Origin of the sequence: Streptomyces chiangmaiensis, from assembly GCF_036281785.1 — a bacterium.
GTDB classification, from domain to species: Bacteria; Actinomycetota; Actinomycetes; order Streptomycetales; family Streptomycetaceae; genus Streptomyces; species Streptomyces chiangmaiensis.
On sequence record NZ_JAYWVC010000048.1, the window covers coordinates 22,096 to 45,399 of the forward strand.

The 23,304-nt window shown below is 70.6% G+C and carries 24 protein-coding genes and 1 tRNA gene; 14 read left to right on the forward strand and 11 right to left on the reverse strand.

Annotated elements, in window-relative coordinates:
• Positions 1 to 6 precede the first annotated feature (6 nt).
• On the reverse strand, positions 7 to 1,035 hold the full coding sequence (locus VXC91_RS16805; protein WP_329508065.1) for a P1 family peptidase: 1,029 nt from the start codon (positions 1,033 to 1,035) through the stop codon (positions 7 to 9).
• Positions 1,036 to 1,181: 146 nt separating this feature from the next.
• Between VXC91_RS16805 and VXC91_RS16810 the strand changes: the two genes are divergently transcribed.
• Positions 1,182 to 1,376 (forward strand): hypothetical protein, encoded by a 195-nt coding sequence (locus VXC91_RS16810; RefSeq protein ID WP_329508066.1) that lies wholly within the window; start codon positions 1,182 to 1,184, stop codon positions 1,374 to 1,376.
• Between the two features lie 36 nt (positions 1,377 to 1,412).
• On the opposite strand, the gene mscL is transcribed toward VXC91_RS16810, so the two are convergent.
• The 6 genes from mscL to VXC91_RS16840 form a co-directional block, all read right to left on the reverse strand.
• On the reverse strand, positions 1,413 to 1,886 hold the full coding sequence (gene mscL / locus VXC91_RS16815; RefSeq protein ID WP_329508067.1) for a large conductance mechanosensitive channel protein MscL: 474 nt from the start codon (positions 1,884 to 1,886) through the stop codon (positions 1,413 to 1,415).
• A gap of 132 nt (positions 1,887 to 2,018) precedes the next feature.
• Positions 2,019 to 2,828, reverse strand: coding sequence for a hypothetical protein (locus VXC91_RS16820; protein WP_408057396.1), 810 nt, complete (start codon positions 2,826 to 2,828; stop codon positions 2,019 to 2,021).
• Positions 2,829 to 2,971: 143 nt separating this feature from the next.
• On the reverse strand, positions 2,972 to 3,805 hold the full coding sequence (locus VXC91_RS16825) for an S-methyl-5'-thioadenosine phosphorylase (RefSeq protein ID WP_329508068.1): 834 nt from the start codon (positions 3,803 to 3,805) through the stop codon (positions 2,972 to 2,974).
• Between the two features lie 74 nt (positions 3,806 to 3,879).
• Positions 3,880 to 4,188: an FmdB family zinc ribbon protein gene (locus VXC91_RS16830; RefSeq protein WP_329508069.1), complete on the reverse strand. Its 309-nt coding sequence runs from the start codon at positions 4,186 to 4,188 to the stop codon at positions 3,880 to 3,882.
• A gap of 68 nt (positions 4,189 to 4,256) precedes the next feature.
• Complete coding sequence (locus VXC91_RS16835) at positions 4,257 to 5,528, reverse strand: MFS transporter (protein WP_329508070.1); 1,272 nt, start codon at positions 5,526 to 5,528, stop codon at positions 4,257 to 4,259.
• 259 nt (positions 5,529 to 5,787) lie between these two features.
• A complete protein-coding gene (locus VXC91_RS16840; RefSeq protein WP_329508071.1) occupies positions 5,788 to 7,374 on the reverse strand; it encodes a potassium/proton antiporter in 1,587 nt (528 codons plus the stop codon).
• Between the two features lie 205 nt (positions 7,375 to 7,579).
• Here VXC91_RS16840 and VXC91_RS16845 point away from each other — a divergent pair, with 205 nt between their 5' ends.
• A complete protein-coding gene (locus VXC91_RS16845) occupies positions 7,580 to 10,318 on the forward strand; it encodes a penicillin acylase family protein (RefSeq protein WP_329508072.1) in 2,739 nt (912 codons plus the stop codon).
• 73 nt (positions 10,319 to 10,391) lie between these two features.
• Here VXC91_RS16845 and VXC91_RS16850 read toward each other — a convergent pair whose 3' ends face one another.
• Positions 10,392 to 11,015, reverse strand: a complete 624-nt coding sequence (locus tag VXC91_RS16850; protein WP_408057397.1) for a 5-formyltetrahydrofolate cyclo-ligase — start codon at positions 11,013 to 11,015, stop codon at positions 10,392 to 10,394.
• A gap of 103 nt (positions 11,016 to 11,118) precedes the next feature.
• On the opposite strand from VXC91_RS16850, the gene galU reads away from it, so the two are divergent.
• The 7 genes from galU to VXC91_RS16885 all read left to right on the forward strand — a co-directional run bounded on the left by galU (position 11,119) and on the right by VXC91_RS16885 (position 16,881).
• Positions 11,119 to 12,021 carry a UTP--glucose-1-phosphate uridylyltransferase GalU gene (galU, locus tag VXC91_RS16855; RefSeq protein ID WP_329508073.1) on the forward strand — a complete coding sequence of 301 codons (903 nt, stop codon included), beginning with the start codon at positions 11,119 to 11,121 and terminating at the stop codon, positions 12,019 to 12,021.
• Between the two features lie 5 nt (positions 12,022 to 12,026).
• Positions 12,027 to 13,349 carry a molybdotransferase-like divisome protein Glp gene (gene glp / locus VXC91_RS16860; protein ID WP_329508074.1) on the forward strand — a complete coding sequence of 441 codons (1,323 nt, stop codon included), beginning with the start codon at positions 12,027 to 12,029 and terminating at the stop codon, positions 13,347 to 13,349.
• A gap of 198 nt (positions 13,350 to 13,547) precedes the next feature.
• Positions 13,548 to 14,027, forward strand: coding sequence for a cyclic pyranopterin monophosphate synthase MoaC (gene moaC / locus VXC91_RS16865; RefSeq protein WP_329508075.1), 480 nt, complete (start codon positions 13,548 to 13,550; stop codon positions 14,025 to 14,027).
• A complete protein-coding gene (locus VXC91_RS16870) occupies positions 14,024 to 14,605 on the forward strand; it encodes a MogA/MoaB family molybdenum cofactor biosynthesis protein (RefSeq protein WP_329508076.1) in 582 nt (193 codons plus the stop codon). Before moaC ends, VXC91_RS16870 begins: the two co-directional genes overlap by 4 nt.
• A complete protein-coding gene (locus VXC91_RS16875; RefSeq protein WP_329508089.1) occupies positions 14,602 to 15,273 on the forward strand; it encodes a GNAT family N-acetyltransferase in 672 nt (223 codons plus the stop codon). The genes VXC91_RS16870 and VXC91_RS16875 overlap by 4 nt, the downstream gene beginning before the upstream one ends.
• Positions 15,274 to 15,446: 173 nt before the next feature.
• Positions 15,447 to 16,706 carry a divisome protein SepX/GlpR gene (gene sepX / locus VXC91_RS16880; protein ID WP_329508077.1) on the forward strand — a complete coding sequence of 420 codons (1,260 nt, stop codon included), beginning with the start codon at positions 15,447 to 15,449 and terminating at the stop codon, positions 16,704 to 16,706.
• Between the two features lie 101 nt (positions 16,707 to 16,807).
• Positions 16,808 to 16,881: transfer RNA gene (locus VXC91_RS16885), tRNA-Ala, on the forward strand.
• A gap of 168 nt (positions 16,882 to 17,049) precedes the next feature.
• Here VXC91_RS16885 and VXC91_RS16890 read toward each other — a convergent pair.
• A complete protein-coding gene (locus VXC91_RS16890) occupies positions 17,050 to 17,526 on the reverse strand; it encodes a GNAT family N-acetyltransferase (RefSeq protein WP_329508078.1) in 477 nt (158 codons plus the stop codon).
• 136 nt (positions 17,527 to 17,662) lie between these two features.
• Between VXC91_RS16890 and VXC91_RS16895 the strand changes: the two genes are divergently transcribed.
• The gene (locus tag VXC91_RS16895) at positions 17,663 to 18,466 is read left to right on the forward strand and encodes an exodeoxyribonuclease III (RefSeq protein WP_329508079.1); all 804 of its coding nucleotides are present in this window, start codon (positions 17,663 to 17,665) and stop codon (positions 18,464 to 18,466) included.
• 31 nt (positions 18,467 to 18,497) lie between these two features.
• On the opposite strand, the gene VXC91_RS16900 is transcribed toward VXC91_RS16895, so the two are convergent.
• Entirely contained in the window at positions 18,498 to 19,118 is a 621-nt protein-coding gene (locus VXC91_RS16900; protein ID WP_408057398.1) for a MerR family transcriptional regulator, read from the reverse strand.
• Positions 19,119 to 19,282: 164 nt separating this feature from the next.
• Here VXC91_RS16900 and VXC91_RS16905 point away from each other — a divergent pair, with 164 nt between their 5' ends.
• From VXC91_RS16905 to VXC91_RS16920, 4 genes are all read left to right on the forward strand, one after another.
• Complete coding sequence (locus VXC91_RS16905) at positions 19,283 to 20,818, forward strand: flavin-containing monooxygenase (protein WP_329508081.1); 1,536 nt, start codon at positions 19,283 to 19,285, stop codon at positions 20,816 to 20,818.
• Complete coding sequence (locus tag VXC91_RS16910; protein ID WP_329508082.1) at positions 20,815 to 21,741, forward strand: alpha/beta fold hydrolase; 927 nt, start codon at positions 20,815 to 20,817, stop codon at positions 21,739 to 21,741. Before VXC91_RS16905 ends, VXC91_RS16910 begins: the two co-directional genes overlap by 4 nt.
• A complete protein-coding gene (locus tag VXC91_RS16915; RefSeq protein WP_329508083.1) occupies positions 21,738 to 22,622 on the forward strand; it encodes an SDR family oxidoreductase in 885 nt (294 codons plus the stop codon). The genes VXC91_RS16910 and VXC91_RS16915 overlap by 4 nt, the downstream gene beginning before the upstream one ends.
• A 77-nt stretch (positions 22,623 to 22,699) precedes the next feature.
• On the forward strand, positions 22,700 to 22,915 hold the full coding sequence (locus VXC91_RS16920) for a hypothetical protein (protein WP_329508084.1): 216 nt from the start codon (positions 22,700 to 22,702) through the stop codon (positions 22,913 to 22,915).
• Positions 22,916 to 23,030: 115 nt separating this feature from the next.
• Here VXC91_RS16920 and VXC91_RS16925 read toward each other — a convergent pair.
• On the reverse strand, positions 23,031 to 23,304 hold a 274-nt coding region (locus VXC91_RS16925), incomplete at its 5' end, for a S41 family peptidase (protein ID WP_329508085.1).

The following is a 23,304-nucleotide window of genomic DNA, read 5'->3' on the forward strand; positions in this document are numbered from 1 at the left end:
CGGCGACTAGTGGTCGCCGTACAACTCCTCGTACGAGGGCCACACTCCGCCCGGTCCTTCCACCGACTCGGCGGCGCGCACGGCCCGTACGATCGCGCGTGTCACGAGGTCCGCGCCCGCCGCGAGCACCTCGTTGAGCGCAAGGGGGCTTGTGGAGTCGAGCGGACGCGCGCCGGTCGCCAGCGCGAACACCGTGTCCCCGTCGTTGAGCAGGTGCACCGGCCGTACGGCCCGCGCGATACCGTCGTGCGCCACACCGGCGAGCTTCTGTGCCTGGGCCTTGGTGAGTTCGGCGTCGGTCGCCACGACGGCGATGGTGGTGTTGAGCGGGGGCTGGGGTCTGTGCGCGGCGAGCTCGGCGAGCCGCCGCTGTGCCGCGTCGTGCACCTCTGGTGCGGGACGGTCGACCCGGCCCTGGAACAACTCCCCGTACAGGGCACCCGTTTCCGGGTCGACCGCCGAACCCACCGCGTTGCACACCACCAGAGCGCCCACCGTGATCCCCGAGTCGAGCACGGTGCTCGCGGTGCCGACGCCACCCTTGACCGGCCCGATCGTCGCTCCCGTGCCCGCCCCCACGCAGCCTTCCGCCACCGGCGCGCCCGGCTCGCTCGCAGCGGCCGCCTCCACGGCGTCCCGGCCGACGGCCGCGTCGGGCCGGGCCCTGAAGTCGCCGCCGCGTCCCAGGTCGAAGACGCAGGCGGCGGGCACGACCGGCACCACGTGCGTCGGTTGTGGACCGACTCGCACACCACGCCCGCGCTCCTCCAGCCAGGCCATCACGCCCGACGCCGAGTCGAGCCCGTATGCGCTGCCGCCGGTGAGCACGACCGCTTCGACCTTCTGTACCAGGTTGCGGGGATCGAGCGCGTCGGTCTCCTTGGTGCCGGGCCCGCCGCCCCGCACGTCCACGGCCGCCACTGCCCCGCCCTCCGGGGCGAGGACGACCGTGGTGCCGGTGAGCCAGCCGTCGCCCGTCCGTGTGGCGTGTCCCACACGCAGATTCATGACATCTGTCAACGCGTCAACTGTCATGGCCCCATGATCCTTCGTCTCCCGTCGGTCACCACCACCCGGGTGAGGGCCACGCGACCGGTGTCGCCCCTGCGGTCACCGGCGGACGCAGGGGCGCGCGGATCCTGCGACGCCCGCCCCGGACGCCCTGGACGTACGCTGGTGGCATGAGCACCACCCCCGCCCGCGATCCACGGGACCCGAAGTCCGACCCCAAGGACGCCCTCGTCTTCGACGACCCGCTGAGCCGGCAGTCCTCGGACGACACGGACCAGGGGTGGGGCGAGCGACCCGAGTCGAGCGGGGACAGCGCCGCCGACCTGGCGCGCTTCCTCGACGAGAAGCCGCCCCACCATCTGTGAGCGGCCGCCGCGCGGTGCCGCCCCGCCGCCTGTGAGCTACGACTCGCTGCGGCTGGGGCCGCGCTGTGCGACCAGCGTGTCGCGTATGTCCTTGAGCACCTCCAGCTCGGTCACGTCCACCATCTCGCCCTGGGTGCCTTGTCTGACCTTGCGGCGGGCCTCCTGGCGGGCCAGGTACTTGGCCATGGGCAGGACCATCAGGAAGTAGACGACGGCGGCGGTGATCACGAAGTTGAGCGTCGCGCCGAGGACCGAGCCCCACAGGATGCGCACGCCCGTCGCGGTGTCGCCGGTGCCCGTGCAGGGTCCCCGGAGGCAGGAGTTGTAGCTGTCCAGGCTCTTGGTGCCGAGCGCACCCACGACCGGGTTGATGACCCCCTTCACCACGGAGTTGACGATGTTGGTGAAGGCGGCGCCGATGACCACCGCGACCGCCAGATCGACGACGTTTCCCCGCATCAGGAAGGCCTTGAAGCCCTGCCAGACTTCCGGCACCTTCTTCTCGCTCACCAGTGAGCTCCTCTTCGACTGCACAGACTGCGGAACGAACAGCTCCGCAACCTACGGCACGGTGTCCCGTACCTGTCCAGCCCAGGCCAGGGAAGCCGCAATCCGGGCCCGGTGACGGGTCCGTCGGCCCGCTCAGCCAAGCGTCACCGCCAGCCGTGAGGTGGCGCCGGCACCGGCCAGCAGCGCCGCCGTGGTCCGCGGCACGGAGAGCACGACCAGCGCGCCGTTCTCGGTGGGGTCGACGTCCGGCACCCGCGTGACGAGGGCGCCTGCCGCCACGACCTTGGCGCCGCCGCCGCCGCTGTCGGCGGCGATCACGTCGACCTTGGCGCCGGGCCGCAGCAGTCGCACCGTGGCCCCGTCCGCGATCCGCACCGGCGCCGTCACCATCTCGACCGCGACCCGCTCCCGCGAGGGCTCGGGCGCCGCCCGCGGGTGCGCGGCGGCGTCCGTGTGCCCTCGTGCGTCCTCGGAGCCGCCCGGCCCGGCCGCCACGAACGTGGCCGCCGTGACCGCCAGGCCCATGGCCACGGCCCTGCTCCGGTGCCGCACGAGGCGCCGCAACCCGTGGCACCCGCTGCGCACGCGGACGGGAGCGAAGTGCGGCACCGAGCACGTCGCAGGTGTGTCCGCGCGGCCCGGGAGGCCCACCCCCGCCGGGCGCGGCAGGGCATCGGCATACGGCGGGACCACGGGAGCGTCGCCGCACGACAGGTGACCGAAGGCCTCCCCGCGCGTCCGCCGAACCAGGTCTTCCCCGTACGGAGGACCCAGGAGGGCCTCACCGTACGGCGAGGGTGTGGACCCGTCCGGCGGAGGTGTGGACGCGTCCGACGGCGTGCGTTTCATGGAGCCGTGCGCGCCGAAGCGCGGCACCGAAGCGGCCATGTACGAGGGACGTGGGGAGGGCGAGAACCGGGCCATGCTGATCACCACCTGCATCGCGAGATCGGGACGCGATCAACGATGGGGCCTCGCGGCGAAGTCCGCGGACGCCCGTGCACTACCGGCCGGTTGTGGACAACTCGCTCACTCGAACGAGATGTTCCGGGAGCCTCCGTCCCCGCCCCCCTCCACCGCCCCGGTCACGGCAGCTCGAACCCCGGATCCATCCCGCCCAGCGCCGCCTTGCACAGGCAGTCCCGCTTCTCGTTCGCCGGCAGTGCGGCCACCGCGTCGAACAGCACGCCCCGCAGCCGGTCCACATTCCCCGCGAAGACCCTCAGCACCTCGTCGTGCGAGACGCCCTCCCCGGTCTCGGCGCCCGCGTCCAGATCCGTGACGAGGGTCAACGAGGTGTAGCAGAGCTCCAGTTCGCGGGCGAGCGCCGCCTCGGGATGACCCGTCATGCCCACCACCGACCAGCCCTGCGCCCGGTGCCACAACGATTCGGCGCGGGTGGAGAAGCGCGGGCCCTCGATCACCACCAGCGTGCCGCCGTCCACCGGCTCCCAGTCCCGTCCGCGTGCCGCACGCAGCGCGGCCGCACGGCCGACGGGGCAGTACGGGTCGGCGAGGGACACGTGCACCACGTTCGGCACAGTGCCGTCGGGCAGGGGGAGTCCGTCGAAGTACGTCTGCGTACGCGCCTTCGTACGGTCCACCAGCTGGTCCGGGACGAGCAGGGTCCCGGGGCCGAGCTCGGGCTGCAGCCCGCCCACCGCGCACGGCCCGAGGACCTGCCGTACGCCGAGGGAGCGAAGGGCCCAGAGGTTGGCGCGGTAGTTGATGCGGTGGGGCGGCAGATGGTGGCCGCGGCCGTGGCGGGGGAGGAAGGCGACCCGTCGGCCGGCGATCTCGCCGAGGAAGAGGGAGTCGCTGGGTGCCCCATAGGGGGTGTCGACACGGATCTCGGTCACGTCGTCGAGGAAGGAGTAGAAACCCGAGCCGCCGATGACACCTATCTCTGCGTTCTCCATGACGAGCACAGTAGCTGGCCGGGGAGAGGCCCTGGCCCCGCCGTCGCGTGACGGCCGGGCCGGGTCGGCCGACCCTATGCGGCGGAGCTGGAGCTGGAGGAGGTGCTGCTCGTCGACGACGAGCCGGAGTCCGACGAGGAAGAGGAGCCGGACGACGAGGTGGAACTCGACGACTTCGACGACGCCGGGCTGCTGCTCGAGGAGGAGCCGCGGCTGTCGTTGCGGTAGAAGCCGGAGCCCTTGAAGACGATGCCGACGGCCGAGAACACCTTCTTCAGGCGGCCACCGCAGTTGGGGCACTCGGTCAGGGCGTCGTCGGTGAACTTCTGCACCGCCTCGAGGCCCTCGCCGCACTCGGTGCACTGGTACTGGTAGGTCGGCACTTGTCTTCCTCCTGGCACTCTTACTCAGTGAGTGCTAACGACGATCTATAGTGACGTATTCCTTGGGATCAGTCCACCGAGAGCGGCACGCGGTGACCGACGCCACGTGCCACGGTGCGGCCGCCCGGGCCCGCCGTCAGCCGTGACCGCAGGGACAACAGCGTCGCCAGTGCCAGCACCGTCCCGGCCATCGGGACCAGGAAACCGGCGCCGTCCCACAGGCGGTCCTCCAATTGTCCCGCAACCGTGACCGCGGCCGCCTGGCCGAGCGCGACCGCGCCGGTGAGCCAGGTGAAGGCCTCGGTGCGCGCCGCGGCCGGGACCAGCCCCTCGACCAGTGTGTAGCCGGTGATCAGGGACGGCGCGATGCTCATACCCACCAGGAGGCCGAGGCCGGCGAGGACCACCACCGAGTGCGCGGTCCACAGACCGGAGGCGGCCAGCGCGAGGGCCGTGTAGCCGATGACCAGGCGGCGCTGCGGGGCGGCCTTCCAGGCGATGGCGCCGCACACGATGCCGGAGAGCATGTTGCCCGCAGCGAAGATCCCGTACAGGATGCCGTTCAGGCCGGGCTCGCCGATCGACTCGCTGAACGCGGCGAGCGAGACCTGCATGCCGCCGAAGACGGAGCCGATGCCCAGGAAGGCCGCGATCAGCACCCGCACACCCGGGACGCGCAGCGCGGAAACCTGGTCCACCCGAGCGTGTGTCACGGCGGCGACGGGCGGCTGGGTGCCCTTCTGCGCCGCGAACAGCATGCCGCCGACCAGTGTCAGCGTCGCCTCGGCGAGCAGGCCCGCGGCCGGGGCGACCGCCGTGCACAGCGCCGTCGCCAGCAGCGGGCCGAGCACGAAGGTCAGCTCGTCGGTGACGGACTCGAAGGCCGCGGCCGTCGTCATCAGGGGCGAGTCCTGAAGCTTCACGCCCCAGCGGGCCCGCACCATGGGGCCGATCTGCGGCACCGAGGCGCCGGTCGGGACGGCCGCCAGGAACAGGGCCCACAACGGCGCGTGGGCCAGTGCCAGCGCCGTCAGGGACGCGACCGCGACGGTGTGCACCAGGACGCCGGGAAGCAGGACCGCCCGCTGGCCGTGGCGGTCGGCTAGACGGCCGCTGTAGGGCGCGAACAGGGCCATGGAGACGCCGGTGACCGCCGCGACGGCGCCCGCGGCGCCGTAGGAGCCGGTCGTGTGCTGCACGAGCAGCACGATGGAGAGGGTGAGCATCGCGAACGGCTGACGCGCCGCGAAGCCGGGGAACAGGAACGTCCACGCGCCTCGGGTGCGCAGCAGTTGTCCGTAGCCCGGACGGGACGACTTCGGGGTGACCGTGGACGCCACGGCCCGTGCCTTTCTGCCGCCTGGTAGCGCGAGGGCGCCGAGAGCTGTCCTCTTGCGCGGACTGCGGTAGATACCGGCGCCCGCTGCGGGGGCGTCCCGGCCGCCATACGGTCGCGCCAGCTCTGCGTCAGGCAGAGTTGGTTCGATCAGGGTGCGCCTTGATTGTACAGAGGCGAAGGGTCAGGACACCTGTGAAACGGGGCACCGTGCTGTCCTCCACCTGGGATTACCAGATATGTGAACTGTCCGAAACGTGCCCTCAACGTCTGCGGCCGGGCGTCCCGTTCCCGGTCATGCCGAGCCATCCGGCGAGCTTCCCGCCCTGGCCGACCGCCCGCAGGCGCCTCTCCGCCGCGTCGCGGACCTGGTCGGTGGTGACCACCAGGAGTTCGTCCCCACGTCGAAGCTCCGTCGTCGGCAGGGGCACGAACGACTTGCCCTCCCGGACCACGAGGGTGACCGCGGAGCCGGTCGGCAGGCGCAGTTCGTTGACCTCGACGCCGTGCATCCGTGAACCCTCGGGGATCGCCACGGACAGCAGATGCCCGCGCAGCCGCTCCAGGGGTGCCGACTCGATGCCGAGGTCGGAGGCCTCGGGGCCGCCGGCCAGGCGCAGCGTGCGGGCCAGCCAGGGCAGCGTCGGACCCTGGACGAGGGTGTACGCGACCACCAGGACGAAGACGATGTTGAAGATGTGCCGGCTGGCGTCGACGCCGTTCACCATGGGGATCGTCGCCAGGATGATGGGTACTGCACCGCGCAGACCGGCCCATGACATCAGTGTCTGTTCCTGCCACGGCAGCCGGAAGGGCGCAAGGCTCACCACCACGCTCAGCGGCCGCGCGACCATGGTCAGCACCAGGCCGATGACCAGGGCGGGCAGGACGTCGGCGCCCAGTTCGTGCGGGGTCACCAGCAGACCGAGCAGGACGAACATGCCGATCTGTGCGATCCAGCCGAGCCCCTCGGCGAAGCCGCGCGTCGCGGGCCAGTGCGGCAGCTTCGCATTTCCGAGCAGCATCGACGCGAGGTACACGGCGAGGAAGCCGCTGCCATGGGCCAGCGCGCCGGCCGCGTAGGCCGCGACCGCGATGGCCATGACAGCGATCGGGTAGAGGCCGGAGGCGGGCAGGGCCACGTGCCGCATACCCCAGGAGCCCAGCCAGCCCACCGCGAGGCCGATCGCGGCTCCGACGGCCAGCTCCCCGACGATCGTCAGCAGCAGCGTGTACCAGTGCTGCACCGGGCCGGCCGTGGAGAAGGCGACGACCAGGATGACCACCGGGGCGTCGTTGAAGCCGGACTCGGCCTCCAGGACGCCCGCCACGCGCGCGGGGAGGGGGACCCTCCGCAGCACCGAGAAGACCGCCGCCGCGTCGGTCGAGGACACCACCGCTCCGATGATGAGCGACTGCCGCCACTCGAGACCGCTCAGAAAGTGTGCGCCGACCGCCGTGACTCCGACGCTCACCGCAACACCGATGAGCGCCATGGAGGTGGCCGCCGACAGGGCCGGCCGGATGTCCTTCCACTTCGTGCCGAGACCGCCCTCCGCCAGGATCACGACCAGCGCCGCGTATCCGATGACCTGGGTGAGTTCGGCGTTGTCGAAGTGGATGTCGCCGATGCCGTCCTGGCCCATCGCGATGCCGATGCCCAGGTAGATGAGCAGGCTGGGGAGCCCGCTGCGCGACGAGATCCGAACCGCTGCCACCGCGATGAGCAGAACGAGCGAGCAGACGAGCAGGAGCTGGTTGAGGTGGTGGACAGTCAGCGGCCGTTCCCTTCTCGCCAGTCCGGGAGCCGCAATGCGAACGCCCCGATCCGAGTACCTGAAGCCCGACATGGGTGAGGACATCAGTACAAGTACTTCGTTACCTTACCTAACTCTTGACGCTTTCTTGACGTTCCGGCCGTGTGTTCGAACTGAAGTCCGGGCTGGTTCCGGACTCCGCGTCAAGGCGTGCCGGGTCCTGCGCCTATGGTTGCTCCAGCGCTCAGTAGAAAGCACAGCCCGCCCTGCCGCTCGTGTGAGGACAGCAAGGACAGCGATGCCCGCCAACACCAACGCCTCTTCCGGCCAGAAGCCCGGCAAGTCCGGCAGGAAGAAGGGGCGCAGAGCCCGTCTGCTTCTGATCGTCCTGGTTCTGGCCCTTGTGGGAGGGTTCGGTTACGGAGGGTACTGGTCCGTCAGCACCGTGCGTGCCTCCCTTCCACAGACCGAGGGGTCGATCACGCTCGAAGGCCTGTCGGGCCCCGTCGACGTCAAACGCGACGGTTACGGGATCCCGCAGATCTACGGCTCGTCCGACGAGGACCTCTTCATGGCGCAGGGCTACGTCCAGGCGCAGGACCGGTTCTACGAGATGGACGTGCGCCGCCATCTGACGTCCGGGCGCCTGTCCGAGATGTTCGGCAAGGACCAGGTCGAGAACGACGAGTTCCTGCGCACCCTCGGCTGGGACCGGGTGGCGCAGCAGGAGTACGACACCAAGCTGTCCCCCGCGACGAAGAAGTACCTCCAGGCGTACGCCAAGGGCGTGAACGCCTTTCTGAAGGGCAAGGACGGCAAGGACATCTCCCTGGAGTACGCGGCCCTGGGGTTCGCCAACGACTACAAGCCCGAGCAGTGGACGCCCGTCGACTCGGTCTCCTGGCTCAAGGCGATGGCCTGGGACCTGCGCGGCAACATGCAGGAGGAGATCGACCGCTCCCTGATGACCAGCCGCCTCGGCCCCCAGCAGATCGCGGACCTCTACCCGGAGTACCCCTACGACCGCAACAAGCCGATCGTCCGGGAGGGCCAGTACGACGAGCTCACCAAGACGTTCAAGGGGAGTGGCTCCACGGGCACGCAGTCGTCGACCGGCACCTCCACGCCGGCCTCCTCGGCCCTGCAGGGCCAGCTGGCGGGCCTCTACAACGTCCTGGACGGCATTCCGGCGGCCGTCGGCGTGAACGGCAACGGCATCGGCTCCAACTCCTGGGTCGTGGCGGGCAGCCACACCATCACCGGCAAGCCGCTGCTGGCCAACGACCCGCACCTGTCGCCCGCACTGCCGTCGGTCTGGTACCAGATGGGCCTGCACTGCACCGCGGTCTCCAGCAAGTGCCAGTACGACGTCACCGGCTACACCTTCGCGGGCATGCCCGGCGTGATAATCGGCCACAACCAGCACATCGCCTGGGGCATGACCAACTCCGGGGTCGACGTCACCGACCTCTACCTGGAGAAGCTGTCGGGCAGCGGTTACCTCTACGACAGGAAGGTGCGCCCGTTCACCACCCGTACCGAGACGATCAAGGTCGCCGGCGGCGAGTCCAAGAAGATCGTCGTGCGGGAGACGAACAACGGCCCGCTGCTGTCCGACCGCGACGACGAGCTGGTCAAGGTCGGCAAGAAGGCGACGGTCGACACCGCGGCGCCCGACCGCGGCGACGGCTACGGCATCGCGCTGCGCTGGACCGCCCTGGACCCCGGGACTTCCATGGACGCCGTCTTCGAGATCGACAAGGCGTCGAACTGGAAGGAGTTCGTCGAGGCGTCCCGGTCCTTCGACGTCCCCTCGCAGAACCTGATCTACGCGGACACCAAGGGCAACATCGGTTACCAGCTGCCGGGCAAGATCCCCACGCGCGCGAAGGGCAACAGCGGTTCGATCCCGGCACCCGGCTGGGACTCCAAGTACAGCTGGACCGGGTACATCCCCCAGAACGCGCTGCCCTACGAGTTCAACCCGAAGCGCGGCTACATCGTCACCGCCAACCAGGCCGTGATCGACAAGGACAAGTACCGCTACACGCTCACCACGGACTGGGGCTACGGCACACGCAGTCAGCGGATCAACGACCTGATCGAGTCGAAGATCAAGGGCGGCGGCATGATCTCGACCGACGACATGCGCCAGATGCAGCTCGACAACAGCAGTGAGATCGCAAGGCTGCTGGTGCGCAAGCTCCTCAAGATCGATATCTCCGACAAGAACGTCCGCGAGGCGCAGAAGCTGCTCGAGGGCTGGGACTACACACAGGACGCCGACTCGGCGGCGGCCGCGTACTTCAACGCCGTCTGGCGCAACATCCTCAAGCTCGCCTTCGGCAACAAGCTGCCCAAGGAACTGCGCGTCAAGGGCCAGTGCCTGTGGGTCGAGAGGGCCGACAGCACCGGGCCCGCGGACGAGGACCAGAAGGTGCGGGAGTGCGGTGAGCGGGACGCGGACCAGGCGCAGCCGGACGGTGGCGACCGCTGGTTCCAGGTGGTGAGCAACATCATCGACGACCAGACCAACGACTGGTGGCACTTGCCCAAGACGCGCACCCAGAAGGCCACCACGACGCGCGACGAGCTGTTCAAGCGCGCCATGACGGACGCGCGCTGGGAGCTGACCGCCAAGCTCGGCAAGGACCTCGACACCTGGAGCTGGGGCCGGCTGCACCGCCTGTTCCTGAAGAACCAGACCCTGGGCACCAGCGGTCCCGGAGTGCTGCAGTACATGCTGAACCGTGGTCCCTGGAAGCTCGACGGCGGCGAGGCGGCCGTGGATGCCACCGGCTGGAACGCGGCGGGCGGCTATGGCGTCATCTGGGTTCCGTCGATGCGGATGGTGGTCAACCTGGACGATCTCGACAAGTCCAAGTGGATCAACCTCACGGGTGCCTCCGGGCATGCCTACAGCGCCCACTACACCGACCAGACGGACGAGTGGGCGCAGGGCGAGCTGCTGTCGTGGAACTTCTCCAAGAGCGCGGTCGACAAGAGCACTGCCGACACCCTGGCGCTCAAGCCCTGACGGACGACGTATCGGGAATCGGGCCCTGCACGCGTGCGTGCAGGGCCCGATTCCCGATGGGGCGAGGGGGCCGCTAGTGCCCGGGCGGGGATTCCCGGAAGCGGCGCACGCCCGAGGGGGTCACCACCGCGTGCACCGGGCGGTCGTGGGGCTCCTCGGGGACGCGTTCCACGACCTCCGTGTCGTACAGGAGCACCACCAGGGCCGGGTCGGCGCCCGCACGCTCCAGCCGGGCCAGTACGCGGTCGTACGAGCCCCCGCCGCGCCCGAGGCGCATCCCCCGCGCGTCGACCGCCAGGCCGGGCAGCAGCACGGCGTCGGCCCGCCCCACGGCCTCCGGACCCAGGCGCACGCCCGCGGGTTCCAGGAGGGCCATCTTCCCGCCGTGCCGGACGCGTACCAGGGAGTCGGGTCCGGCGTACGCGCCCCAGTCGAGGTCGTTGTCGGTGCGGAGCGCCGGCAGCAGCACACGCACGTCCCGTGCGCGCAGCGCCTCCAGCAGAGGCATGGTGCCGGGTTCGCCACCCACCGAGACGTACGCGGCCACCGTGCGCGCGTGCGCGAGTTCCGGCAGCTCCAGCGCCCGCTCGGCCAGTGCGGCTGCCGCCTCACGAACGTCATCGGACGTCAACCTGCTTCTCATCTCGCGTAGCCGTCGCCGCAACATTCGCTTGCCACGCTCGGCCTCGCGTTCCATGGGAACCACTGGTCAGTGCCCTGCCTTCCTCAATGCGCTCATTTGAGAGCGAATTAACCGGAGGCACAGATTCAGTGCATAGCCACCGGATATGGTTGCGGACATGACTGAGTCGCACCCCAGGATGACCAAGGCTGTCATTCCCGCAGCAGGCCTCGGCACCCGGTTCCTGCCGGCCACTAAAGCCACCCCCAAAGAGATGCTGCCGGTCGTCGACAAGCCCGCGATCCAGTACGTGGTCGAGGAGGCCGTGTCCGCGGGGCTCGACGACGTTCTGATGATCACCGGCCGCAACAAGCGGCCCCTTGAGGACCACTTCGACCGCAACTACGAGCTCGAGTCCGCCCTCGAGAAGAAGGGCGACGCCGAACGGCTCGCGAAGGTTCGGGAGTCCAGCGACCTCGCCACGATGCACTACGTGCGCCAGGGCGATCCCAGGGGCCTCGGGCACGCCGTTCTGTGCGCCGCTCCGCACGTCGGCCACGAGCCCTTCGCCGTCCTGCTCGGTGACGACCTGATCGACCCGCGCGACCCCCTGCTGGCCCGCATGGTCGAGATCCAGGAGCGCAACGGCGGCAGCGTCATCGCCCTCATGGAGGTCGCGCCCGAGCAGATCCACCTCTACGGCAGCGCGGCCGTCGAACCCACCGAGGAAAGCGACGTCGTCAAGGTGACCGGCCTGGTCGAGAAGCCGGACCCGAAGGACGCCCCGTCGAACTACGCGGTCATCGGCCGCTACGTCCTCGACCCGCGGATCTTCGAGATACTCCGCAAGACAGAGCCGGGCCGGGGTGGCGAGATCCAGCTCACCGACGCGCTTCAGCAGCTCGCGGAGGACGAGAAGGTCGGCGGCCCCGTGTTCGGCGTCGTCTTCAAGGGCCGCCGTTATGACACCGGTGACCGTGGCGACTACCTGCGTGCCATTGTCAGACTCGCGTGCGAACGTGAAGATCTGGGTCCGGACTTCCAGACCTGGCTTCGCAGTTATGTGACCGAGGAGATGTAGGGATTTTGAGCGCCGCCGCGACCCGCAACACCGGCCAGGACCCTCTCTGGTCGGTGGACGACCACCTAGAGGACATCCTCGCCGGCGTCCAGCCTCTGGAGCCCATTGAGCTGCAGCTGCTCGACGCCCAGGGGTGCGTGCTGGTCGACGACGTCACGGTGCCGGTCTCCCTGCCGCCGTTCGACAACAGCTCGATGGATGGATACGCGGTACGGGTCGCGGATGTCGCGGGCGCGAGCGAGGAGTTCCCGGCCGCCCTCACGGTGGTCGGGGACGTCGCGGCGGGCTCGACCGGCAAGCTCCAGGTGGGGCCGGGCGAGGCCGCGCGCATCATGACCGGCGCTCCGCTGCCGCCCGGCGCGGAGACCGTCGTCCCGGTGGAGTGGACCGACGGAGGGCTCGGCGGCGGACCCGTCTCCGCGATGCCGGCCCGCAGCCTGTCCCCCGAGGGCGCCTCAGGGCAGGTGCGGGTGCACCGCCCGGCCGAGGCGCGCGCGCATGTGCGGGAGAAGGGCAGCGACGTGAAGGCCGGCGAGCTCGCCCTCGAGGCGGGCACCGTGCTCGGTCCGCCGCAGATCGGGCTGCTCGCCGCCATCGGCCGCGGCACGGTGCGGGTGCGTCCGCGCCCGCGCGTGGTCGTCCTGTCCACCGGGAGCGAACTGATCCAGCCCGACGAGGAGTTGGCCGGCGGCCAGATCTACGACTCCAACAGCTTCGCCCTCACCGCCGCGGCGCGGGACGCCGGAGCCATCGCCTACCGGGTCGGCGCGGTGGCCGACGACGCCGACACCCTCCGGTCCACCGTCGAGGACCAGCTCGTCCGCGCCGACCTCGTGGTCACCACGGGCGGGGTGAGCGTGGGGGCGTACGACGTCGTCAAGGAGGCGCTCTCCTCCGTCGGGGACGAGGACGAGCCGGGCAGCGGCATCGAGTTCCGCAAGCTCGCCATGCAGCCCGGCAAGCCCCAGGGCTTCGGTTCCATCGGCCCCGACCACACCCCGCTGCTCGCGCTGCCGGGCAACCCGGTGTCGTCGTACGTCTCCTTCGAGCTGTTCGTACGCCCCGCGATCCGCACCCTGATGGGGCTGAAGGACGTGCACCGCCCCCGGGTCAGGGCCGTCCTCAGCGCGGACAAGGCGCTGACCTCGCCCGCGGGCCGCAGGCAGTTCCTCCGCGGGAAGTACGCCGACGGGCACGTGACCCCGGTCGGCGGCGCCGGCTCGCACCTGATCGCGGCCCTCGCGCACGCCGACGCCCTGATCGTCGTCCCCGAGGACGACAGGTCCGTCGAGCCGGGTGCCGAGGTCGAGGTGCTCCTCCTCGGCTGACCGCCCGCGCGCACCGCGCGGCGCTACCGGACAGGCGCTCCCGGCCGCCGGGACGCCCCGTCCGCGGCCCGTTCCTGGTCGGGCGGTCCGTACCCGGGACCTTGCTCCGCTGATCCTGCCCGGGTGGCGGTACCGTGTCGCGCACAGCAGGCCCGCGCGCCGTACCGTGCCGGGCCGAGACCGGGAGCGCCGCAGCAGATGAGTACGCACGACCGACTGACCCACATCGACGACGCGGGGGCAGCCCGCATGGTCGACGTCTCCGGGAAGGACGTGACCGAGCGCACCGCACGCGCCAGCGGTCGCGTGCTCGTTTCGCCGCGCGTGGTGGAGCTGCTGCGCGGCGAGGGGGTCCCCAAGGGTGATGCGCTCGCCACCGCGCGTATCGCGGGGATCATGGGCGCGAAGCGCACGCCGGACCTGATTCCCCTGTGCCACCCGCTCGCGGTCTCCGGTGTGAAGCTGGACCTGTCCGTCGTGGACGATGCCGTCGAGATCACGGCGACCGTGAAGACCACCGACCGCACGGGCGTCGAGATGGAGGCGCTCACCGCGGTCAGTGTCGCGGCGCTGACCGTGATCGACATGGTCAAGGCGGTCGACAAGGCGGCGGTGATCACGGACGTGCGCGTGGAGCGGAAGACGGGCGGCACATCGGGCGACTGGAGCCGGGCATGACCGCACCGGAAGGGCCGGCGGTCGGCGGCGCCCTGTCGGCGCCGTACGCGGCCCTGGTGGTCACCGCCTCCAACCGGGCGGCCGCGGGCGTGTACGAGGACAAGGGCGGGCCCCTCATCGCACAGGCGCTCATCCGGTTCGGCTTCGCGGTCGACGGGCCCTGGGTGGTCCCGGACGGGGATCCGGTGGAGAACGCGCTGCGGACCGGCGCCCGTGCGGGCTACGACGTGATCGTGACGACCGGGGGCACCGGCATCTCGCCCACCGACCGCACGCCCGAGGCGACCCGGGCCGTGATCGACTTCGAGGTGCCGGGCATTCCCGAGGCCATCAGGGCGTTCGGAAGAGAGAAGGTGCCGACAGCGGCCCTGTCCCGGGGACTCGCGGGAGTCGCCGGCAGGACGCTGATCGTCAACCTGCCGGGCTCCACCGGCGGGGTGAAGGACGGACTGGCCGTCCTGGAGCCCCTGTTGGTACACGCCGTCGACCAGATCCGCGGCGGTGACCACCCGAGGGCCGAGGCGACCGGGTCCCCGGTCGGCGAGGACCGCACCAGACCGAGTGGGGGTGCGAGCTGAACAGCCCATCCTGGCCCGTCGAGCTGGCGGACGGCGATGTCGTCCTCCGGCCGATAAGGCTGCGCGACCAGCGGGTCTGGCGCGAGGTCAACCGCCGCAACCGGGACTGGCTGCGGCCGTGGGAGGCGACTGTTCCGCCGCCCACGCCCGGTGGTCCGATCACGCACCGGCCGACCTACCGCCAGATGGTCCGGCATCTGCGCAGCGAGGCCAACGCGGGCCGGATGCTGCCCTTCGTCATCGAGTACCAGGGCCGGCTCGTCGGGCAGTTGACGGTGGCCGGGATCACCTGGGGCTCGATGTGCTCGGGGCATGTCGGTTACTGGGTGGACCAGGCGGTCGCGGGGCGCGGGGTGATGCCGACGGCCGTGGCACTCGTCGTCGACCACTGCTTCAGGACCGTCGGACTGCACCGCATCGAAGTCTGTATTCGCCCCGAGAACGCGCCGAGCCGCCGGGTCGTGGAGAAACTCGGATTCCGTGAGGAGGGGCTCCGTCCGCGTTATCTGCACATCGACGGGGCCTGGCGGGACCATCTGGTGTTCGCGCTCACCGCGGAAGAGGTGCCCGAGGGGTTGCTGGCACGCTGGCACCGGGCACGCCAGAAGCAGGCACATGCGAAGAGTACGGGCGCCGATCCGAGCAAGCCGGCGCACCCCGGCAAATAAAAAGTATGTTCGAAATTGATCGGGTGGCGATCGCGTGGGCCCAATGAATTAGCGGGCACGTCGGCCAGCTGATCGCATCGGTCCCAAAAAAAGTTCGAAATATCAGCCAGATCGTGCGACACACCGGCGCAATTGGCAGATGGCCTCACGCAAACCCCTCTACCGTGTGAGGCGTGAGCAGCAGCGGCCTCATCTACGCAGTCATTGTCGGGGCCTGGGCCGCCTACTTGGTGCCGATGTGGCTCCGTAGGCAGGACGAGCTCAACGAGTCTCGTCCGACGGAACGCTTCAGCACCGCCATCCGGCTGCTGTCCGGACGGGCGGGCATGGAGCGCCGATACGCCAAGGACCTGCGGGCGCGCTCCACCGAAGAGGGGGAGCACAACGCCGACCCGGACGGCGTCACCGATTCGGTGGACGTCCGGGCCTTTGCCATGCCTCCCACCGGGCAGCAGGCGCGGGCCCGGGTGGAGCCGGAGGGGACGGCCCGGCGCGAGCCGGCAGCCCCGGGGGCGTCCACATCCGGCACTCCGGCCCCGTCCCGGGCCGCGGCGGGCCGGCGTTCCGCCAAGGGCCCTCCCGCCGCCCCCGAGCCGAAGAGCGCCCGGCCCCCCGCGGGCAAGGGCGTGCCGCGGGCGCGGAAGGCGTCCTCCGCGGAGGCCATGGCGCGTGCCCGCCGCTCGAAGGCGCTCGCGCGCAGACGGCGTACGACCATCCTGCTCTTCGTGGCGTTCACACTCGGCGCGATCGTCGCCGCGGTCGGGGGCCTCGCCTTCCTGTGGGCGCCCAGTGTGCCCGCGGTGCTGCTCAGCGCATACATCGCATATCTGCGGGCGCAGGAGCGCAAGCGGTTCACCTACACGATGGACCGCCGCCGGGCCGAGGCGGCGGCGCAGCGGCTACGGGAGCGGCAGCCCAGGCGGCGGCCGCCGGCCGACTCCGGCGCGGACGAGTCGCGGGACGCCCCCGCGCCGGAGAGCGACCCCGGGCTGTCCACGCTCGCGGCCGACCGCCGGGCGCTCGTCGAGCAGACCGATCACGCGGAGTGGGTGGACCAGCAGCGCGAGCGGCAGTGCCGACCGGGCCACGGGGAGAGCTGGGACCCGGTGCCGGTGCCCCTGCCGACGTATGTGACCGCCCCGGTCGCCCCGCGTGCGACACCGAGCGTGGACCTCGGGGCGCCGGACGCGTGGAGCTCCGCCCGGTCCAGTGCGGCGGAGGCGGCGGCGCCCGTGCCCGGGGTGTCCGGGGCAGGCGCCGAGACGGACTCCGGGGAGGCCGGAGCCGGGGCGGAGCAGCGGGCCGAGCCCGGGGACGGCGGCCGCAGCGACGCCCGGCGGGCGGCATCAGCGCGGCGCTCCCGGGAACGGGGGCGCACTCCGCTGTTCGACCAGTACGAGGACGGCGAACGGCCCCGGGCCGCCAACGAGTAGGTGGGGGTGTGCCGACGACGTTCGTGCACCCCCGGTGCTGACCAGGGCGGAACGGATTTCCGGGCGGGCCGATGAGGATGCTAGAGTTTCATTCGTTGCAAGGGCCTGTGGCGCAGTCCGGTAGCGCACCTCGTTCGCATCGAGGGGGCCAGGGGTTCAAATCCCCTCAGGTCCACCGCAACAACTCCCTGAGGTTCAGGGCAGTTGAGAAGATCCCGTCCGATCGGAAGATCGGGCGGGATCTTTGTTGTACCCCGAAGCCGGTGAACCCGGCGCGGACGGCGCAGAGTTCACGGCGGTAAGTGGCGTGTGGGAGCCGGAGTCGCCCGGCCCCCACGGGGGTCTACAACGGCTTCGCGAAGCACATGCTGAGTTCGTGGAAGCGGTAGTAGCCGAACTTGGCGCACGGTTCGTAGCCGCTGGAGGTGTAGAGGGCCACGGCCTCCGGCTGCTTGCTGCCCGTCTCCAGGACCATGCGGGTACGGCCGGCCGCGCGGGCGTCCTCCTCCAGCGCCGCCAGGATGCGCCGGGCCAGGCCGCGGCCGCGCAGTTCCTCTATGACGTACATCCGCTTGAGTTCGGCGTCCCCGTCCAGGTAGCCCTCTTCGCTCTCGTCCTGGGTGCGCCAGCCGCCGGTGGCGACGGGACGGTCCTGCTCGTCGTACGCAATCAGGTAGAGCCCGGCCGGAGGCACGAACATCGCCGGGTCCAGGTGGGTGGCGTCGCCCCCGTCGCCGTAGCGCACGTGGTACTCGGCCTGGACCTGGTCGTTGAGCTTGACGGCGTCGGGGTGGTCGAACGGGGCGGGACGAACATTCATGCTGATCATCGTACATCTATGCATAGGCGGACATGATGGCCTCTCCAGTGTGCCGGTAGGGTTCCCGCGTGCCGACTGTGACCTCCGACAAAGCGTCCTGTCGACGGGGGTCCACTGTGAGGTCGAGGAGAGTGTTTTGCTGACGGTGACCTCCGTGAATGTGAACGGGATTCGCGCCGCCGCGAAGAAGGGCTTCGCGGAGTGGCTGGCGGAGACCTCGGCCGATGTGCTGTGCCTCCAGGAGGTGCGCGCCGAGCCGGGACAGATGCCGGAGAGCGTCCGGGAGCCCGAGGGGTGGCATGTCGTCCACGCGCCCGCCGCCGTCAAGGGGCGTGCCGGGGTGTCGCTCTACACGCGGCGCGAGCCGGACCGGGTGCGGGTCGGGTTCGGGTCGGCCGAGTTCGACGGCAGCGGCCGGTACGTCGAGGCCGATCTGCCGGGTGTCACGGTGGCCTCTCTCTACCTCCCCTCCGGAGAGGTCGGGACCGCGCGGCAGGACGAGAAGACCCGCTTCATGGCCGAGTTCCTCGGTCACCTGAAGGACCTGCGGCAGCGAGCCGCCGCCGACGGCCGCGAGGTCCTGGTCTGCGGCGACTGGAACATCGCCCACCGTGAGGCCGACCTGAGGAACTGGCGCGGCAATCGGAAGAACTCCGGTTTCCTGCCCGAGGAACGACAGTGGCTGGGCCGGGTCTTCGACCCCGAGGACGGCGGCTATGTCGATGTGGTGCGGGCGCTGCACCCCGACGTCGAGGGGCCGTACACGTGGTGGTCCTACCGTGGGCGGGCCTTCGACAACGACACGGGGTGGAGGATCGACCTGGCCGTGGCGACCCCCGGGCTCGCCGGGCGGGCCGTCAAGGCGGTCGTGGAGCGAGCGGCCACCCATGGCGAACGTTGGTCCGACCACGCTCCCGTGTCGGTGACCTTCGAGCGGTAGCAACGGCCTTGCGGGGCGTTCCGAAACGGCCCTACCGTTCGCGCAGGCGCCGGTCCATGGCCAGAGAGAGTTCCGCCTCCGCGACGCTCTTCGCCAGCGGGCGCAGGCGTCGGGCGTCCTCCGCAGTGCGGTTGTGGGCGGTCATCAGATCCGCGAAGACCTCCGCCAGGGCCTCCGCGTGCTCGCGGACGCGGCGGCCGGCGGCGAGGACATCCGCGAGCGGGATGCCCTCGCGGACCAGGGCCGCCGAGACGTCCAGCAGTCGGCGGCTGATGTGGACGATCTCGCCGCCGTCCGTGCCGAGGTAGCCGAGGTCGAGGGCCGCGGCGAGGTTCTCCGGCGTCGCCTCGGAACCGAAGACGTCGGCCAGGTCCTCGGGGGTGAGGCGGACCGGGGTCTCCTCGGTGGGCGCGCCGAGACCGAGCAGGTCCCCGACGCCGCGTCCGTGGTCGAAGGCCTCGGCCAGTTCCGCGATGCCGTTCAGGGTGTGGCCGCGTTCCAGGAGGGCCGAGATCGTGCGCAGTCTGGCCAGATGTGTGTCGTCGTACCAGGCGATGCGGCCCTCGCGGCGCGGCGGCTGGATGAGCCTGCGCTCGCGGTAGAAGCGCAGGGTGCGCACTGTGATGCCGGCCTCCTCGGCCAGCTCATCCATGCGGTACTCGCGCCGCTCCCCGCCGTCTGCCACTCCCGCACCCTACGTCGTACCCCGGGTAACTTTCCTTGTCCCGCCCCCTACCCATCGGTACGCCGCTGGCCTACCCTCCCATTGCGCCAGTGTTCACTGGCGGAGTCACGTAGGCATGGAGGGGCGTCGGGATGGCCGAGCACGAGCATGTGCCTCATGTACGAGTGGCGGTGATCGGGTCCGGCTTCGGCGGGCTCGGCGCCGCAGTGCGGTTGCGCCGCGAGGGAGTCACGGACTTCGTCGTCCTGGAGCGGGCCGGCGCCGTGGGTGGAACCTGGCGCGACAACAGCTACCCCGGGTGCGCCTGCGACGTGCCCTCGCATCTGTACTCCTTCTCCTTCGCGCCCAACCCCGACTGGCCACGCACTTTTTCCGGGCAGGAGCACATCCGCGCGTATCTGGAGCATGTGACGGACGTCTTCCGGCTGCGCCCCCACATCCGCTTCGACTCCGAGGTCAAGCTGATGACTTGGGACGCGGAGCGGCTGCACTGGTCGATCGAGACCAGTAGCGGCAGCCTGACCGCGGACGTCGTCGTCTCCGCCACCGGGCCGCTGTCCGATCCCAGGATCCCGGACATCCCCGGCCTCGACTCCTTTCCCGGCAAGGTCTTCCACTCCGCACGCTGGGACCACGAGTACGACCTGCGGGGCAAGCGCGTCGCCCTGATCGGCACAGGTGCGTCGGCCATCCAGATCGTGCCGTCCATCCAGCCCGACGTCGCGAAACTCACTCTCTTCCAGCGCACCCCGCCCTGGGTGATGCCCCGCGTCGACCGCCCTATCAGCGGTTTCGAACGCGGGCTGCACCGGGCGTTGCCCTTCACGACGCAACTGCGGCGCGGACTGCTGTGGGGCATCCGGGAGCTGCAGGTCCAGGCGTTCACCAAGCACCCCGACGAACTCGGCTTCGTCGAGCGGCTGGCCAAGCGCAACATGGCCCGCGCGATCAAGGACCCGGCACTGCGGGCGAAACTCACCCCCGACTACCGCATCGGCTGCAAGCGGATCCTGCTGTCCAGCAGCTACTACCCGGCTCTGACGCAGCCCAATGTGGACGTCGTCGCCAGTGGGCTGACCGAGGTCCGTGGATCGACCCTCGTCGCCGTCGACGGGACCGAGGCGGAGGTCGACACGATCATCTTCGGGACGGGCTTCCACGTCACGGACATGCCGATCGCCGAGCGGGTGGTCGGGGCGGACGGCAGGACCCTGGCGGAGGCATGGAAGGACGGGATGGCGGCCCTGCGAGGGGCCACCGCGGCCGGCTTCCCCAACTGGATGACGATCATCGGGCCCAACACGGGTCTCGGGAACTCCTCGATGATCCTGATGATCGAGTCCCAGCTGAACTACATGGCCGACTACCTGCGGCAGTTGAACGTCCTCGGCGGCCGGGTCGCGTTCGACGCCCGGCCGCGCGCCATCGACGCCTGGAACCACACGGTGCAGGAACGCATGAAGCGCACGGTGTGGAACACCGGTGGCTGCACCAGCTGGTACCTGGACGCCCGCGGCCGCAACACCACCATCTGGCCCGGTACGACGTCGGAGTTCCGGGGCGCGACGCGGCGTGTGGACCTCGCGGAGTACGAGGTGCTCCGCGGCACCGGGGCGGCGGAGCCGGGCAGAGGCTCCGAGGAGACGAAGCTGGGGGTGGGCGCATGAGCAGGGTGACGCATGTGAGGAGCGGGCCGTACGCGCCCCCGGCTGCCGCCCGTGAGCTGACCGTCCGCTCCGCCGACGGCGCCCGGCTGCACGTGGAGGTGCACGGACCCGAGGCCGCGCCGCCGGTCGTCCTCTCCCACGGCTGGACCTGCTCGACCGCCTTCTGGGCGGCGCAGATCCGGGATCTCGCCGCCGACCACCGGGTGATCGCGTACGACCAGCGCGGACACGGGCGCAGCCCCGCGAGCCCCGCGTGCAGCACGGAGGCGCTCGCTGACGATCTGGAGGCGGTTCTCGCCGCCACGCTCGCGCCGGGCGAGAAGGCCGTGGTGGTGGGGCACTCCATGGGCGGGATGACCGTGCTGGCGGCGGCCGCACGCCCGCGCTTCCGGGCGCACACGGCGGCGGTCCTGCTGTGCAGCACGGGGAGTTCGCATCTGGTCGCCGAGGCGCTGGTGGTGCCGCTGCCGGCCGGACGCGTACGTACCTGGCTCACGGCGCGCATCCTGGGTTCCCGCGCTCCGCTCGGTCCGGTCACTCCGCTGGCCAAACGCATCCTCAAGTACGCCACCATGGGCGCCGGTTCGACGCCGGACATGGTCGAGGCGTGCGCGTACGTGGTGCACGCCTGTCCCCGCGATGTCCGCCACGCCTGGTCGCGCGTGCTCGAAGGGCTGGATCTGGCAGCCGGCATACGGGAGTTGACGGCGCCGACGGAGGTCGTGGTGGGGACGGCCGACCGGCTCACACCGCCGGTGCACGCCCGGGCGCTGGTCTCCACGCTGCCGCACTGCGTGGGCAGCACGGAGCTGCCGGGCCTCGGCCATATGACACCGGTGGAGGCACCGGAGCTGGTGACCGGGCGGATCCGGGAACTGGTCGCGGCGTACGCGGCGGGCGTGCGGAACGAGGAGGGCGCATGAGCAGGGTGAGCCTGGAGGGGCAGGTCGCGGTCGTCACCGGCGCCGCGCGGGGTGTGGGGGAGCTGCTGGCCCGCAAGTTGTCGGCGCGCGGGGCGAAGGTGGCGCTCGTCGGATTGGAGCCGGACGCGCTCAAGAAGGTCTCGGAGCAGTTGTACGGGGACAACGGACACTGGCACGCCGACGTCACCGACCATGAGGCGATGACGCGGGTCGCGCGGGAGGTGAAGGAGCGGTTCGGGAAGGTCGACATCGTCGTCGCCAACGCCGGTGTGGCGAACGGCGGTCCGTTCACCGGCTCCGACCCCGAGTCGTGGCGCCGGGTCATCGAGGTCAATCTGATCGGCTCCGCGGTGACCGCCCGCGCCTTCCTGCCGGTGCTGTTGGAGAGCCGCGGCTATCTGCTCCAGATCGCCTCGCTCGCGGCGATCACGCCCGCGCCGATGATGACGGCGTACTGTGCGTCCAAGTCGGGCGTGGAGGCGTACGCGCACAGTCTGCGGGCCGAGGTCGCGCACAGGGGTGTCCGGGTCGGGGTCGGCTATCTGTCGTGGACCGACACGGACATGGTGCGGGGCGCCGACCGGGACGAGGTGATGCGGGAGCTGCGGCAGCGACTGCCGTGGCCCTCCAACAAGACCTATCCGCTGGGGCCGGCGGTGGACCGGATCGTGGCCGGGATCGAACGTCGGTCGAGCCATGTGTACGGGCAGGGGTGGCTGCGCGGGATGCAGACCGTTCGCGGGTATCTGCCGGGGATCGTCGCGACGCTGGGGCAGCGGGACATGCGGAGGTTCGAGCCGCGGCTGGGGAGCGTGAGCACGGGCCTGGTGGGAGCCGGCGGAGAGGCCTACGAGCAGCAGAGCAGTACGCTGCGTAACTGATCGAAATGCGTTGTTTGTCCATGCGTGTCAGTCTGGTCGAGGCCCAATCCCCTCACCCACTACGGGAGTGAACACCCATGGGCATGAAGGACCAGTTCCAGGAGAAGTCCGGGCAGGCGAAGCAGCAGGCCAAGCGCAAGATGGAGCAGGGCAAACAGCAGGCCCAGCAGCGCGGCCAGCAGGCTCAGCAGCGCGGCCAGCAGGCTCAGCAGCGTGGTCAGCAGGCTCAGCAGGACGCGCGGCGGCAGCAGGAAGAGGCGGAGGACCGCTTCAACCAGGACTACGACGCCTAGGCGTTGTACCCGGCTTCGGCCGTCGAGTGGGGTGCCCTCTCTCTTCGGGGCACCCCACTTTCGGCACCCGCGGACATTCGTAGTGGCACCGGTACGGCGACCGACCTGCCGTTGGTCAACCTGTCGTTCGCGGAGGCAGTTTCGGGCGGGTCCGGTCGGGGACGTCGTCGTAGTCGGGTGGTGTCGCGGGCGGGTTGGCGTGGAGGAGGTCCAGGGCCAGTCGCACCGCGTCCTCCAGCTGCTTGTAACGGCCCTCGGCCCAGTCCAGCGGGGTGCGCAGGATCTCCAGGTCCGGCTCCACGCCCCGGTTCTCCACCGACCAGCCGTACTCGTCGAACCAGGCCGCGTTCATCGGGACCGTGATCACCGTGCCGTCGCCCAGGCGGTGA